A 16,235-nucleotide genomic window follows, 5' to 3' on the forward strand; every position below is an offset into this window, starting at 1 on the left:
CTCCCTTATCAATCACTAATTCACTCATTCAATAACTCACTAATTACCCCCCTTATCAATCAATAATTCAATAACTCACTCATTCAATAATTAAAATGAAAACCTACTTACCGCAAATTGAGCGAAGAATATTGGTAAGGCCCAACCAAACCTACGGGATACTAAATTACGACCTGGATAACGCCTATCCCCAACGGATGCTTGAACTGGTTGCCGGATCGCCAACGGCTAAGGATTGCTGGAACAAAAGGACCAAATTTATAGGCGGTAATGGGTTTGAAGCAGCTGGTTTAGGCAAACAGGTCATCAATGCCAAAGGCTTAACCCTGGCTAAGCTTTTGAAAGCGCTGGCAACAGATAAAGCGCTTTTTACCGGCTTCGGCATCCATGTAAATTACAATGCCAATTTTAAAATAGCTTCGGTTAATTACATTAAGTTCGAGGACATCCGCATGGGCGATACCGATTGCCCCGAAACTGCCAATAAGTTTGCCATTTATAACGATTGGGGCCGCAAAACCTGGAAAAACATTATGCGCAGCAAGGTCATATTTTTAGATAAATATGACCCCAACCCCGCGGTTGTGCAGCAACAGGTTGACGACGCCGGCGGGTGGGACAAATACAAAGGACAGTTGCTTTATTTTAACCCCGAAATTGATGATTATCCCCTGATAGAAGCAGATTCTGTTTGGGAGGATTTTGAAACCGAAGCCGGCATCAAGATTTTTAACAACCGCGAGGTTACCACGGGCTTTTTGCCATCAACCATGCTGTTCATGAAATCGCGCCGCGAAGAGGCCGATAACAGCAGGCCTGATGCAGATGAATTTGCAGGAATAAATACCCCATCGCAGTTGGAACAGGATTTAGGTGCTTTCCAGGGAACAAAAAGCGCGCAAAAAATTATTGTTATTGAATATGAGGATGAAAATTCAAAGCCCGAGTTTAAGGCCTACCCTATCCAGAATAACGATAAGCTTTTTGAAACAACCGAACGATCTGTTGAAGCCCGCATCATCAAAGGCTTTTCGGTACCGAAAGAACTGGTTAATCCCGAAAAATCATCCGGCTTAAGCAACGGCGGCGAAAAGAAACAGGCCATCATCGAATTTAACGACAATACCGCGCCCGACAGGCTGGACCTGGCGGAAACGCTGGCCGAAGTATTCAGTCACTTTTATACCAACATCAATCCGGCCGGTAATTGGGCCATTACACCTGTGCCTGCTATAGCCGCTGATGATAGCCCGGGGATCAAAGCGGGTAATGCAATTAATAACCTGCTTTCATCTGCCATCCCGTTGCAAAATAAAATTGCTGCCCTGGTTTATGCCTATGGCTTTAAACAAGCCGAAGCGGAGGCGATGTGTAAATAGCAGTCAGCCCCTCCTAATCCTCCCCGAGGAAGGACCATATGTGTTCGGAAGAATTTTTAGTCCCTCCCCACGGGAGGGGTGCGGTCGGAAATGAGCGCAAAGGCAGGGAGGGGTTTACACGAGCGGAGAGTTGCAAAGTGGCTTGAACGCCTGATTTAACCCCTACCTCCTCCTTCCCCAAGGAAGGAATCGCACCCCCGCCGCTTTTTTTATTTCTCCCGGACACCCGTGAAGGGAGGAGTTAAAAACAAACATTAATCCATCGGCCCAAAGTCTCCCCTTCAGGGGGAGATTCAGAGGGGGCTTACAATAAACTTATCTATTAACATAATCAAAAGTCTCCCCCTTCAGGGGGAGATTTAGAGGGGGCTATCCTATGATCTATCTCATCAACCAAACCACGTTTCAGCAATACGAGGATATTACTGTAAATATAAAACCCGAACGCCTGAAGGTATTCATTAAAAAAGCGCAGGAACTGGATTTAAAGCCTTTTTTAGGGCATGCCCTGTACTATGATTTTTTAAACCATTTTAACGAAGATGGCACCCTGCAGGATGATGCCCCGCAACCCTACAAAGACCTGTTGAACGGCACCGAGTACCTTGACGATTATGGCCATATTGTATTGTACGAAGGCCTTGCCCCTACCATGGTATACTTCACCTTTGCCCGTTTTATTGAAAACGATGCGGTGCATTATACAGCAATCGGCCCTGTAATTAAAAGGCATGAAAACGGCGATGCCCTTTCATCGCCCGAAGTGGTAAAACTGGTACAGCAGCAACGCAGCATTGCTAACGCCTACGCCAACGACATTGAAAAGTTTTTGTGGGATAACAAGGCCGATTTCCCGCTATGGCGATACAACGCCAAAAACAAAAGCAGCAGGCAGGCCGGTCCGCGGATAAGGGGTGTGGATAAAACCGACTTTAACTATCCGGGTAGCTACAACAATTACAATTTAACCATTACCGAATTTTTAAACTGATGGCAACCGACAAAAAAATAACCGACCTGCCGGTAGCATCCGCCATCGCCGCGTCCGACAGCTCCATCCTGGTAAAAAACGGTATTGATTACCAGTTTGCATTCAACACCCTGCTGGAGTTTATCGGCGCCGGGGTAACCGTAGGCGCGGCCATCTCCTTCGGCAATACCCTGCCTGCCAACATATCGGGCAAAAATGGCGACGTTTTTATTAACACTGCCGCGGGTACCCTGGCGCAAAAAATAGCCGGCACCTGGGCAGTGGTTTACACCCTCCCCTCTGGAAATGCGGCCGACGGTACTGTTTTGTACAGCACCAGCATCCCGGCAACCGCCACTGGCAAAAATGGCGATACCTATATAAACACGCTGACCGGCATTTTCTATAAAAAAGCGGCAGGCTCCTGGGCGCAGGTATTTTCCATGCAAACAGGCCCTGCCGGGGTTGCTGGTCCGCAAGGCGCAACCGGCCCGGCCGGAGCCAATGGCAAAACCATTTTAAGCGGCACTACCAACCCCTCCAATTTGTATACCGGCACCAATGGCGATTATTATGTTAACACAGCAACCTACACCTTTTTCGGCCCAAAGACAGCCGGTGTTTGGCCGGCCGGATTTTCGCTGGATAACACAGATGCCGAAGCCATAGCTAATGAGGCTGAGTTGAGAAGCGCGGCAGACGAGGAATTACAGGAACAGATAGATGCGCTAACAGGCAGCTTTGATATGCGGGCCTTTATTGCCATGGCCCCGGTTTGCGCCAACGAGGCAGCCGCAGTAACCGCCGGGCTATCGGCCTATACACTTTACAAAACCGATACCGGCGAACTGCGCTATAAACTGCCTGCTGAAGGCGAAGGATTTACTTACACATTACCCCTAATATTAAGCTAAAGATATGGCAAACAATACAGTTGCAACCAAAAACACCGGTGATACCTTAACCGCCGCCGAAATTAACGATATTGCCTCAAAGGCGAACACTAAACAGGAGCCTTTAGGCTTTACCCCCGAAAACGCCGCCAACAAAGGTACAGCCAATGGCTATGCAGGATTAGACGGCACAGGTAAGGTTCCATTAGCGCAATTACCAGCCACAGGCGGCGACGTACCCGACGGTGGAACAACAGGGCAGGTACTAACCAAAGCCAGCAACACAGATCAAGACACCACTTGGGTAACACCATCTGGCGGCAGCGGCTCATTACCCGTTAGTATTGCAGATACTAATAGTATTCCTTTTAATAATATGCTTACCGTGGTTGGCGATCATACCATGAGCGGAGCATTGGTTATAACACCAAATACTGTTGGTGCGGTTGCGGGGTGTGGGGCGGTGCAGAGGATAATTTCGGATGGCACGAATATCCCAGACATATCAGCATTTAAAGTATTAGCTTCATCATCTGCTTATGATAACGGTGTTGGTACTGTTAATCTTTTAGTATTTTTTTATGACGGCGTTTCCTATAATGCCTCCATAACTCAAAACGGGGAGGTCATATTGCCTAACGCAAATATCGAGGTGGCGGCATGGGTGGCGCGTTTGTCAACAGCGGGCTATAGCATTTCAAGTCCTCGCAGGGCTGCATATCAGGAATTTTGGGATACCATGAAACAAAACGGTATTTATAACTTAATTACCGAAGCGTGGATGTTTGAGGGGGGGACCGCCGCAACAAATGTTTTGGGTTTTAAAGGGGTTTCTAATGGTGTTATACACGGTACAATTACTCATTCGGCCACAGGATCAAAGGGTGATGGTGCAACAGGTCGTATGGGATTAGGTATAAGTCCGGACGATGGCGGGTCTGCAATTTCAAACGGCAATAGTGGTTCCATCCATGTTTGTGCCTATTTAAGACTTAATGAGGCTGGCGGCGGTGGGGCCGGTCATGATGCTGTAGGTGTTAGAGGTACAACAGGAACTGAAATACTTATCAGTGTAAATCCGTTATCATCAGGCTATCCGAGTTATTTTAGTATCGGCGCGGCATTAAGTCATAATACAACAAACACCAACGGACGTTTTATAGCCAGTAATACTACCCCCAATGCTTATGTGCTAATAGACGGCGTTAATGTGGCAAGTACAGCCCTAAGTCCAACTTCATCGGGAAACAGTGTTGAATTATCCGCTTTTGCAAGTATGGATGGGGGTACTGCGGATTCTTATTCACCACAAGAATTAGGATTTATATCTGTTGGCAAGGGCTTAACAACAACGCAAGCAGCAATATTAGATACAGCTATGTCAACCCTATTTGCAGCAATTTCACGATGAGTATATTAAATCATATATTAAATTTAAAGGGGCGAAAAACTCATATCTTTTTTGGTGATAGCATTACGATGGGCGTTGGCGCATCTGATGACTCACATCGTTGGTCCGCTTTATATTGTGCGGCAAAGGGCGATATTGAGGAAAATCATGGAGTAAGTGGCGTTCCTTTACAAAACTCAACTCCTTTGAACCCCACCGGTGCACCAAACTTCAGGGATGCGGCCAGCGTGTTAATACCTACTTATATGATCGGATATGGTAAATTATTTATATCATACGGAACTAATGATGTAGGATTAAATCTCGTAAACTTCACAGCAGTCAATTACAAACAACAGCTAAAAGAAGTAATTGCAATCGCTATTTCAAGAGAGTGGCCGTTAAGGGATATCATCGTTGAAAGTCCATCATACTATGAGCAGCCTGGCAGAGATGGGTATGTTGGTTTTTATGGTGTAACTGTAGCCGCTGATTTAACACGGCATGAAGCGCATGTATTGGCGGCAAATCAGGCTTGCTTAGAAACCGGCGTTGTTTTCGACGATAGTTATGCCTATATGAAAAACAATGGCGGCGCATCGTTATTGAGGCCTGATGGCTTGCACCCTAACGATGCTGGCCACTTAGCCAAAGCAACACATAAGCTTGCTTTGTAATACAATTTAATCGTCTTTTAAGGCCCTATTTAGCAGTTTAAAACGCCTGCGTTATGGGCTTAAATTGGCAAATAAAAAGGCGATCTGAAGCACATTTGTTTAAAATGACTGCCATAAAATCTCCTAAAACACGTTGCAAGCGGATTTAATCTTTTGATAGTATTTTTTGATTTCATTTTGATTTATCAATATTAAGTGGTGTCGAATTAGAATATTTTCCAGATTTTGCAGATTAATCCGTACAGGCTGACAATATTTACCTGGAAGGTATGCCCGTTGGATATTTATTGACCGATGCCTTGACCTGATTGATTATCCTTTTTACCCGTTCGATATTACAGCAATAACGCTCTAAGAATAATTATAAATTCTAAGTTTGTCACGGCAACATGGAACACAAAGCATTTAAAAAATCAAGCTACTTACCTTATCTTGACGGCTTACGTGCTATCGCAGCTTTATATGTTGTAATGCACCATATTTTTCTACAGTTTAAGTTTGACTATTCAGGCTTTAACAGCATCCAAAGTCACAGTACAAGTATCTTTTTTTATGGCCATTATGCAGTTAATTTTTTTATTGTTCTTTCGGGATTTTGCCTTACTATCCCCATAATTAAAGCAGATAAGTTTGCCTTGAGTAATGGTATTATTACTTTTTATAGCAGAAGATTTAGGCGCATTATATTACCTTATTTTTTTGCTTTGTTGTTTTCACTGTTACTCATTGCCACTTTAATTGGGAAAAAAACAGGCTCACATTGGGACGTTAGCATACCCGTATCTATGAGCGATATAGTAACCCATTTACTGCTTATTCAAGATTTGTTTTCCAATACTGCGGCCAAAATAAATCATGCAATGTGGTCTATTTCGGTAGAATTCAGAATTTACCTATTATTCCCCTTCTTGCTGTTTGTTTGGCGAAAGTTGGGGCCGATGTATACTCTTTTAACCTCCATTTTAATATCCATTATCATTTTTATACTGCTTAACTTTTTCAACAACTGCCTGTCTATCAAAATCAATGACGAATTGGATGGTATAAATCCTTATATTATCCTGTTTGCGTTAGGTATGTTAGCTGCCCACATATCATTTAGTGCTCAAACATTTATTATCCGTTCTATCGTACCCTGGTTGCTACTGAGTTTTTTATTACTTGTTACTAGCCGTGTTTTATTAAATTCCCCATACTTTAAACCCATGCACCACTCTTTTTTGCTGGATGACGTTTTGTTCGGATGCGTATCGTTCTGTTTCCTAATTGGGGTGTGCCGCCAGAAGGGGATATTTTTACAAAAGGTGCTATCATATAAACCTTTGGTTTTTACAGGAAGTTTTGCTTACAGTATTTACTTGATACACGCTCCTTTAATACAGGTAATTTGGCAATACGTTATCCGCCCTTTTAACTTAACGCAACTGTGTGCCTATTATGCGCTCATTATAGTCGGCCTGCCAACAATAATAGGAATATCATATTTGTTTTATTTAGCATTCGAGCGCCCTTTTTTGAACAGTAAGAATCGGCCTAAAACCATTTGATCCGTACGTTTTTACAGGCATAAAACAAAACCTTCTAAATCTCCCGTAAAACAATTCCCCGCTCTTTCTAAGAGGCTTAAATTAGGCTCTATCAATATTATTCACCCCATAACCGTATTCAACCGAAGGCTATTTACCCCACCTCATCATGGAAAAGAAATATTCGTTCTGGGAACGTATCACCAGTGATACGCCCTCATTTTTTAAAAAAGTTCAAATTTTAGGTGCGGGCCTTGTGGCTATTTCGGTTTCACTCACCGGAGTTGGCATCATTCCGGCTGCCGTTACAGGCATAATAGCTGCCGTGGGCACAACCATGGGGGCAATTGCCCAGCTTGCAGTAAAACAATCCGAACCCGATATTACAGCTTCGGAAAAATAATTAATTCAACCAGTTATGACAACACTCGATCAACGTGAAATCAGGGGGATTACCCTCAAAAACATCACCGTTACTATTATCAGCACGATAAGTATAGTTGTTTCGGTGATGACAACTTACTTTCAATTAAAGGGGGATATACGCGATGTCCGCTCAACCCAGGAAACTCAAAACAGGGTTAACGAAATCCGCCTCAAAGTTCTCGAGGGGGAAGTGGTTATCCTTCAACAGGAAGTGCGGGAACTAAAAGATAATAAAAAATCGTGACCATGAAGTGGACACAAAATAAACACATGTCCATTTTTATTAAAAAAATGAACATGTGCTGAACATAGTTGGCTGTAACTATAATTTCAGATTATCCAGCCGGGAATAAATCTCGAGCATAGCGGCCTGGTCTATCAATGATTTTACCTTTTTAGGGCCCAAAAGGTTTTGATCATCTTTTTCCTGGGCCCAGATACGGTTGGCATCGTTTATCATGAACTGCAATTGAGCTTTGTTTTTGTCCACTTTATACAATTCAATGTATCCCCTAAGCAGTACGGCGTTAAACCAGTAGTTGCCCGGTAAGCGGCCGTTCCGGTAAAAATGTTGTTCGGCAGCTTTGGCTACATTTTGTGCATCATTGAGATACCTTTTGTTTTTGGTAATATTATATAGCATCACACCCGATTGAAGCATTGTCCCCGCGTTATAAGTATAATAAGCCGAATCCACTTTCATCGATGGTACCCTCACTGCGTCGTAATAAACGCCATTAGATGATAACAAATGTTTTTTTGCCCAATTGTAAGTTACGATTGCGGTATCCAAATAGGCTTTTTGATGGGTAGCCTGGTATAATTGCAACGCCACCAATATAGCCGGACCATTAGAACAGGTGTTTTTCCCTTTTTTATCGCCCTCTACCCAATAAAAGCCGCCGCCACCAACCCTATCATGGCCCGATAACAGGAAGCGATAAATCATTTGAGAAGTTTCCAGGTAATCCTTTTTATGATTGCGCGCATAGGCATCCATCAAGGCGATGGCAATCCATTCGTTATCATCATAAAAACGTGAATCAACTTTTTCTTTAACTACCATAGCCTGGTAAGCCGGCACCGGCTGCCTGGCAGAATAGTACTGATCAATAGCTTTCATAACGGGAGCTATGTGATTTTTTGAAGGGTTGCCAGCCTCCATTTCATTGGCGGCCTGCACCATTGCGCACAGGGGCCACAAAAAGGAGTGATTACCTTTATTGGCCGCACTATCATTGGTTTCGAAGTACAGATTTGCCTTGGCATCGTAAAACCCATCATAGACGTTTTTATTAATGATGGCGATACGTTCCTTATAACTGGCTGTAGTTTGGGCGGTAGCATTCAAAACTATTGCCAGGCAAAAGCTGATGGTTAATATTATGTTTTTCATAGATATTTTCAAAATTAAAACTTACCATCTGCTTTTAAAGCTGCGGCAGCTTCTATCATCATTACGCCACTTAATTGTGTGGTTAAATCTGTGGTGCCCGATGGCAGGCTTTTCCAGTCAGGACTTACAAAAAGCGCCGGCCGGCTAATGCCTTTGGTGTATAAAGTTTGGGCATTAAATTTCAGAAACTTAACAAAGGCATCCCGGTCGGTCGAGCTTACAGCCGGCTCTTCAATCAGCAAAGTAAGATACCTCACCAAAATACCTTTAAACAACCCTCCGTCGCCCTGTCCCTCTGATTTCAGTAAACCACCCGGCGAAATATCCGTGTCGTTAATGGAAGCTTTGGCATTGCGTACGGCGTCGGCAAGGTAATCGGCATTATTAGTCACATGGTAAAGTTCAAGCGCGGCCCCCATATAAACACCCTGATTATAGGTGAATTTATTCTTGCTGATTTGCCCGTCGTGGTTTCCATTAATGCCATCCCAAATAATCCCGCTTGAAGGGTCAACCAGGGTAGCGTTCAGCCAGATGTAAAGACTTTTTGCTATTGTAAGGTCCGCATCGTTCTTTTTTAAAGCATACAAGCGACAGGCAAATATAACAGCGGGCGCGTTGGCGGGGGTATTTTTATAATCCAGCTGCGATTTGCGCCAGGCTATGCCACCGCCCTGGTTATTATTTTGGCCGGTTTTAATATCAGTCCAAAGTGTATTTGCGGCATCAAGGTAATCATTATCATTGGTTGCAGCGTAGGCGCGCAGGCTTGCCAGGGCCAGCCATTCCATATCGTCATAATATTCGTTTTGATATTTATTACCGTTGGTAACGCGGGTGCCATTTAACAACGATTTCATTCGTTGTTTATAAACGTCGTTTTTGGTACGTAAAAAGGCATCGGTAAAAATGTCCAACGTATGTGCCTGGGGCCAGTAGTTATAATTGGTATTACCGGCGTTATTTTGCACAAAATAATTTCCATTTGCCGACAGATAGGTACTGTAAGTTTTTTCCTGCAACGAGTCGGCAGTGGCGGCGTATTTGTAATCAACCGTTGCTGTTTTATTGTTAGGATAAAGCGGAAAGGGCTTATCCTTTAAGCACGATGTAAGCACAAGCGGTATCAAGCCGGTAAGTGCCCATTTTTGAATATGTTGGGTTATGATCTTCATAAATTGTGTTTTAAATTCTGTACCGGTAAAATGATGCCGGTACAGAATTGATGGTTTATTTATTACTTAACGGTAACAACATGGGTATATGCAGGTACATCCGCGCTCCAGATAATTTTAATATCCGCTTTACCATTATCGGCACGGTGATCAAATTTAAAGCAGTAATCATATTGTGAATTGTTAACCGGCACCATATAATAATAGGATGCGGCAGTGGTTGCGGTAGCCGGGCTGTTATCTGAATTGGTACTGCCATAGTACTGCGTTGATGTTGTTCCTGCAGCATCTTTAAGCGTAAACATAAACTTGTAACGCTCATCCCTGCCCCATGATTCCTGGTGGAAAACGATGGATGCATTATCAATTTCCCAGCTGCTGCCACCAACGTATGGAAGGTTAAACCAGATTTTGTTATCGGCAGCGAACCATAAACCTACCGATACAACTTCTGTCATCGATGCCGATGCTGTAGTAAAATCAACCACTATCCGCTCAACTTTGGTAGCGCCTGCAATGGTAGTATTGCCATCCTTTAACAATTTAACGCCATCAATTGAATAAGTTGCTGGTGTACCTGTGTTGCGTTCGGCAAAATGAAGTGTTCCTGCTTTTAATGAAGTATATGCTTCAAAAACGCCGGTTGATATTTGTTTTAAATGTATGGCCTTGCTTAAGTCATCACCACCTTCGGTTGCTGTTCCTGTAATATACAAATCGGCAGGAATTTCGCTAAATCCAGGCGCGCGCTGCACTTCAATAGTGCGCGATAAACTACTTTTTTGTACGTTGATCCCTTTTGACGACATTACCGTCCATTTTAATTTACCGGTTTCCTGCGGTTGGATACCTGCCAGATCGGCAATTTTGTTCAGGTCTTTAAAAGAGATGGTTAGCTTGTTGTATAAGCCATTACCATCAGATGGCATGGTAAAAATCGGCTTGGAAAAATCGCCGGTTGTTTTATCAAAGGCTACTTCATACATCACCAGGCCATTATCTTCGGCCTGTGCCTGCTCCCATTCAAACGATGCCGAACCGGAAGCTGGCTCAAGTTTTATGAATTTGTTATCAACAGGCGCAAAAAAGTTTTTTACTGCCGATACCTGCGTATGGTTAAGGGTTTTATCCTTTTTACAGCCGGATACAATTATTAATGCCAATATGCCTGCCATCAGGCAGAAAGTAATTTTTTTCATGATCTTAATTGATTATAATATTTTTACAAATAATTATTGAACTACCAACCTGGGTTTTGTGTAAGATTTGGATCGACAGCACGTTCGTCTCTCGGAACCGGCCATAAATAGGCTTTGCTTTTATCAAAACTGCGCAAATCGGCCCTGATGTATCCGTTATCTACAGAAGCCGGCCCGAATTTGGCACCATGCGACCAGCCGTTTAATACCACTTCGGCAGTTTTCCACCGGCGGATATCAAAAATGCGTAAGCCTTCCATAGCCAACTCGGTACGGCGTTCGTTCCGAACAATGGTACGCAGATCGGCCTGGGGAGCGCCACTGAAAGTAAGCGCGGCGGGGTCGGTAAAACCGGCACGGCTCCTTAAAGCTTTGATGGTTTTGTCCCATACGCCGCCGTCCAACTGGCCCAATTCATTTTTAGCTTCAGCATACATAAGTAAAACATCAGCATAACGAATGAGGATAAGGTTTAAACCCGACTGGAAATTTACGGCAGATGTAGGGTCGTAATATTTGCGGATGTAATAACCTGTTGGCGAACTCACTTTACCGGGTGCATATTCATCCAGTTTATCCGTACCAGGATCAGATCCGGGTTTGGTATAAATGGTTTGGGTACTGCCATCCGGTTTTTTCCATTTGTATAAGTTATAAACTACCGTATTAGTCATCCTCGGATCGCGGTTTACGTACGGATTGTTCTCGTCGTAGCCAGATCCTGCGTCGGTAATCTTTTTACCATTGGCCATCAGGTAGCTATCAACCAGTTCCTGTGTTGGGGCAAGGGCATTAAGGCGGGCACCAACTGCAAGTGGGGCAAAATCAAAAAACTGGCTGTATGTTTTAATAAGCGGTACAAATTCAAGGTCGAGGATTACTTCGCTGTTATACTCGTTTTGCGGTAAAAACACGCCTTCGTACGATGGGAACAGGCTATAGGTGCCATTGCTGTTATCATTTATCAACTTTTCGCAGGTTGTTGCTATATCCTGCCAGCGGCTGTCATAAAGATAAACCCTTGCTTTAAGCGCAATGGCAGCGCCTTTGGTAATACGCCCCCTGTCTGCAGCGGCATAAGCTGTGTTTACCGGTAATGCAGCGGCTGCATCGTCCAGTTCCTTCAATACAAAATCAATCACCTGCGCTTTTGGCGTACGGGCAATGGTTTTGGCATCGGCTATCGAAATATCCTTATCAAACAACGGTACATCGCCAAACCAGGTAGCCAGCTGAAAATAATGATAAGCACGAATAAATTTAGCCTCGGCCTTCATGCGGGCTTTAAGGGCGGCGTCCATTGAGGTTACCCTGTCCACATTCTCTAAAAAAATATTACAGGTTTTGATACCTGAGTAATGATATTGCCATTCCTCTTTAATACGCCCCAGCGAAGGATCATAAGTTCCGGCTGCAAGTGACGCCACTCCATTGGCGTCGCCGCGGCCATTGTACGCATTGTCGGATGCGCCTTCATTGTAAAAGAAATAATCTGAGCGAAACATTTGCGAATACGCGGTATTTAATACGCTGTTCGCTTTTTCGGTAGTTGTCCAGAAGTTGATATCGGTAAATTTATTTACCGGTGCCAGATCGAGCTTTTTACAGGCTGAAACCATAACAGTTAACAGGGCTATAAAAAACACGGTTCTATATGTCGTTAATTTCTTCATCTATAATAAATTATAATGTTACATCAATACCAAACCCATAATATATCGGCGTTGGATAGGCCCTGCCGCTATTAGCACCCCGAGCCTGTACATTACCATCAAACTCCGTCGACTCAGGGTCAAGGAATTTTATGCCCGAAAAGGTGAGGATGTTTTGACCTGAAACGTAAGCCCTTACTTTATGAGTGCCTATGGCCTTAGCTATGCTTTGCGGTAACGAATAACCCAGCGTTACGTTTTTAACTCGCAGGTACGAACCATCAAAAATGTACATATCAGACCCGCGCCTGAAATTATTGGTGTTTGACTGGCTGCCGGCAGCTGCCAGGCGCGGATAACGGGCATCAGGATTTTGAGGTGTCCAGTAGTCCAGTTGGTGCTGATAGATCACCTGCGAATAGTTGAAATGGAAGGGCTCAACCTGTTCGCCACGAACAAACATGCTGCGTTTGCCTACGCCCTGCATAAACAGGTTGAAGTCAAAGCCCTTGTAAGTTACGTTATAGGTAAAGCCAAATGTTAAGCGTGGGAAACCATTGCCTAATACAAACCTGTCGTTATCGTCAATTACGCCATCCTTGTTAACATCCACATAACGGTTATCGCCCGGCGAAACAGTTAAACCGGCAGGTTTTGGCCCGTTAACAATATCGTTAAGGTTTTGAAAATAGCCATCGCGTTTTAAACCAACGTATGAGCCAATCGGCAGGCCAACTTTGTTAATAACCTGCAATTCGTCGTAGGTTTTAATCTGATCGCCACCTTCAAGCGATAATACTTTATTTTTAGTATCGGCTACGTTAAATGAAAACGAATGGTTAAAGTTTTTGCCTGATAAGCGGTAGTTAACAGTCAGTTCCCATCCCCTGTTTTGCACCTTACCGGCGTTATAATCGGGCAGTCCGGCGCCAAACACACCTGGCACTATTGGTGGCAGCAAAATATCCTTTGTTACTTTATTAAAATAATCGGCAGATATGGTTAGGGTGTTTTTTAAAAAGCCCGCATCTATACCCGCATTAAATGTGGCAGCACGCTCCCAGCGAATATCCGGATTGGCAAATGATATGGCTGCGCCGCCAACGCCGGCATTATTAAAGCCATAAGCATTCTGGAATGGGCCGTAAGTACGTTGATATTGGTAATCGCCAACGTTCTGGTTACCCAAAATACCGTATGATGCGCGCAACTTTAAATCGCCATAGTTATCGCGGTAGCTTTGCATAAAATTCTCTTCGGTAACGCGGTAACCTACCGATCCCGATGGGAAGAAAGCGTTGCGGTTTTTTGTATTAAACTTTGATGAGGCGTCTATCCTGAAATCAAACTCACCATATATCTTATTCTGATAATTATAACTTGCTCTTCCAAAAGCTGAGTTCAAGCTTGTTTCCGTGGTGTTATTATTGGTGTTTGACGATGCAGGGTCAATTATGGTACCTGTTGTGGGCGTACCCAACTCAGGGTCGGTATATTTCAGGTAAAGGCTGTTCCCCTGGTTAGTTGTCGACTCGTTGGCCACGCCCACCAATACATCTACGTTATGCGATTTATTGAATGTTTTGGTATACTGCGCAATTACCTGTGTATTTAAAAACAAGTTCTTGTTGTTTTCGTCGTTGGTATTCCTATCTGCGCCGTATGTTCCTTTCGGGAAATAATCAACTTCAATCACCCTGCCAAACATGTGGTTTGATAGAAGTGTTCCGCCAAAAACACCTTTCAGTTTAAAGTCTTTGGTAATGGCCAGTTCTGCATTTAAATTACCGAAGATGTTGTCGTTGTCGCGTTTGCGGTAACCGCCTGCTTCTAAAATCCCAAGCGGGTTAAATTCAGTTAACACATCATTGGTTAAATACCGGCCCTGATCGTCTTTAATTTTATAATAAGTTGGCGTTCTGCCCGCATCTACAATAAGGGTTGATGTGTTGTAGGAATGTTCCTTAATTTCGGTGCGGGAATAAGCCAGGATGCTGGTCAGCTTTAATTTACCGTATTCGGTACTCAGGTTCATGCGGTAATTGTAGCGGCGCAAACCATAGTTCGGCCCAACCAGGTTGCTCCGCTGATCCGTTACTCCGGCCGAAACCAGGTATGATGATGATGAATTACCACCGGTTAATGCCAGGTTATGGCTTTGCAATACCGCATTTTTTAAAATAGCATCCAAAAACCACTGCTGATCGCCTGCCTGCTGAAAATTGCGGATGTCCTGCGGGCTGTAAATTGGTTGCAAGCCTGCATTTACCACAGCCTCGTTCCTGAGGATAGCATTTTCGTAACTGTGAACAGGCTTATAACCCACATGTGGTTCCTGTACACCGCCCTGCCCGTTATAGGTAAGCTGAGTGTTGGAGTTTTTCTTGCCCTTTTTGGTGGTAACCAATATTACGCCATTTGCTGATCGCGAACCGTATATGGCAGCGCTACCGGCGTCTTTTAAAACAGAAACGCTTTCAATATCCTGCGGATTAAGCAGGTTGATATCGCCGCCGGTAATACCATCTATAACCACCAACGGGCTGTTATCGCCTAAAGTACTTACACCACGGATGTTAATGTTTTGATAAGCGCCCGGCTCGGAGTTGGTTTGCTGAATGATAAGATTTGGCGATGTGCCTTGCAAAGCCTGCGTTAAATTTACAGACGGTTTGCCTTCAATGGCTTTTGACGAGATTTGATCAACAGCGCCTATAATATTGGCCCGTTTTTGTGTACCGTAACCAATCACAACTACTTCGTTTAATGAAGTACGTTCGGGCGATAGCTGCACGGTAAAGGTGGTTTGATTGTTTACGGGTACTTCCTTTGGTGCGTAACCAATAAAGCTAAATACCAGTATATCATCGCTGCCCACGTTAGGCAGGGCAAAAGTACCGTCTACGCCAGTTATGGTCCCTGTTGTGGTTCCTTTTATTTTGATGCCCACGCCAGGAAATGGCTGGCCTGTTTCGTCGGTTACTTTACCTGTAATTTTAATGGGGACCGGCGGGGCCTGCTGTATGCCGCCTGTACTGCTTTCTACCTCGGCTTTTTCATCAATAACAATTACGTCATCAATAATTTTATAGCTAAGGTTAAATGGAGTTAACACCTCATTCAGCACGGTTTTGATGCTTTCATTTTTGGCATTCAACGTTACCCTGAAATCCGGCTTCAGCACATTATCCGCGTAAGCAAATTTAATATGTTTATCGGCCGATATTTTATCGAGCGCATCAGAAAGCCTTGCGTTTTTGAGCTTCAGCGTAACCGAAATCTCCAAAAAGCGTTGGCCAAATGAATCATTTGCTACCGCCGAAAGGCACATGAAGCAAACAACAAAGCAGGCGAGCGAGGTAAATTTCATTAATATTAATACATAACGAACTACTCCATTTGAAAATAGAGATATATTCATAGATTTGAGATAATTAAAGTGTTTGAAATTGAGTGCTTTGTTCTGAATTGGACCTCGAAACGTTGCACTTATTAATACGCTGCATTTTAGTAACCCTGTTCAAATCCCTTTGATCAGGGTTTTTTGTATGT

At 43.8% G+C, this 16,235-nt stretch carries 13 protein-coding genes; 8 read left to right on the forward strand and 5 right to left on the reverse strand.

The features are described from left to right. The first annotated feature begins 95 nt into the window (after positions 1-95). The 8 genes from AC1RM2_RS03590 (at position 96) to AC1RM2_RS03625 (ending at position 7,505) form a co-directional block, all read left to right on the forward strand. Positions 96-1,379, forward strand: coding sequence for a hypothetical protein (locus AC1RM2_RS03590; RefSeq protein WP_492983454.1), 1,284 nt, complete (start codon positions 96-98; stop codon positions 1,377-1,379). 376 nt (positions 1,380-1,755) lie between these two features. Beyond that, positions 1,756-2,370 carry a DUF6712 family protein gene (locus AC1RM2_RS03595; protein ID WP_492983456.1) on the forward strand — a complete coding sequence of 205 codons (615 nt, stop codon included), beginning with the start codon at positions 1,756-1,758 and terminating at the stop codon, positions 2,368-2,370. Continuing rightward, positions 2,370-3,263, forward strand: a complete 894-nt coding sequence (locus tag AC1RM2_RS03600) for a hypothetical protein (protein WP_492983458.1) — start codon at positions 2,370-2,372, stop codon at positions 3,261-3,263. The genes AC1RM2_RS03595 and AC1RM2_RS03600 overlap by 1 nt, the downstream gene beginning before the upstream one ends. Positions 3,264-3,267: 4 nt before the next feature. Beyond that, positions 3,268-4,653, forward strand: a complete 1,386-nt coding sequence (locus AC1RM2_RS03605) for a hypothetical protein (protein ID WP_492983460.1) — start codon at positions 3,268-3,270, stop codon at positions 4,651-4,653. Then, complete coding sequence (locus AC1RM2_RS03610; protein ID WP_492983462.1) at positions 4,650-5,309, forward strand: SGNH/GDSL hydrolase family protein; 660 nt, start codon at positions 4,650-4,652, stop codon at positions 5,307-5,309. The genes AC1RM2_RS03605 and AC1RM2_RS03610 overlap by 4 nt, the downstream gene beginning before the upstream one ends. A 389-nt stretch (positions 5,310-5,698) precedes the next feature. Beyond that, positions 5,699-6,856 carry an acyltransferase family protein gene (locus AC1RM2_RS03615; RefSeq protein ID WP_492983464.1) on the forward strand — a complete coding sequence of 386 codons (1,158 nt, stop codon included), beginning with the start codon at positions 5,699-5,701 and terminating at the stop codon, positions 6,854-6,856. 148 nt (positions 6,857-7,004) lie between these two features. Then, entirely contained in the window at positions 7,005-7,238 is a 234-nt protein-coding gene (locus AC1RM2_RS03620; RefSeq protein WP_492983466.1) for a hypothetical protein, read from the forward strand. Between the two features lie 15 nt (positions 7,239-7,253). After that, entirely contained in the window at positions 7,254-7,505 is a 252-nt protein-coding gene (locus AC1RM2_RS03625) for a hypothetical protein (protein WP_492983468.1), read from the forward strand. 78 nt (positions 7,506-7,583) lie between these two features. Here AC1RM2_RS03625 and AC1RM2_RS03630 read toward each other — a convergent pair whose 3' ends face one another. The 5 genes from AC1RM2_RS03630 to AC1RM2_RS03650 form a co-directional block, all read right to left on the reverse strand. Then, positions 7,584-8,657 (reverse strand): glycoside hydrolase family 76 protein, encoded by a 1,074-nt coding sequence (locus tag AC1RM2_RS03630; RefSeq protein ID WP_492983470.1) that lies wholly within the window; start codon positions 8,655-8,657, stop codon positions 7,584-7,586. A 14-nt stretch (positions 8,658-8,671) separates the two neighbouring features. Continuing rightward, positions 8,672-9,832, reverse strand: coding sequence for a glycoside hydrolase family 76 protein (locus AC1RM2_RS03635; protein ID WP_492983472.1), 1,161 nt, complete (start codon positions 9,830-9,832; stop codon positions 8,672-8,674). 62 nt (positions 9,833-9,894) lie between these two features. Then, complete coding sequence (locus tag AC1RM2_RS03640) at positions 9,895-11,031, reverse strand: SusE domain-containing protein (RefSeq protein WP_492983474.1); 1,137 nt, start codon at positions 11,029-11,031, stop codon at positions 9,895-9,897. Positions 11,032-11,072: 41 nt separating this feature from the next. Then, positions 11,073-12,704 (reverse strand): RagB/SusD family nutrient uptake outer membrane protein, encoded by a 1,632-nt coding sequence (locus tag AC1RM2_RS03645; protein WP_439698804.1) that lies wholly within the window; start codon positions 12,702-12,704, stop codon positions 11,073-11,075. A 10-nt stretch (positions 12,705-12,714) separates the two neighbouring features. Continuing rightward, positions 12,715-16,104 (reverse strand): TonB-dependent receptor, encoded by a 3,390-nt coding sequence (locus AC1RM2_RS03650; RefSeq protein WP_492983477.1) that lies wholly within the window; start codon positions 16,102-16,104, stop codon positions 12,715-12,717. Positions 16,105-16,235 lie beyond the last annotated feature (131 nt).

The organism is Mucilaginibacter sp. GW822-FHT03E02 (genome assembly GCF_058801545.1).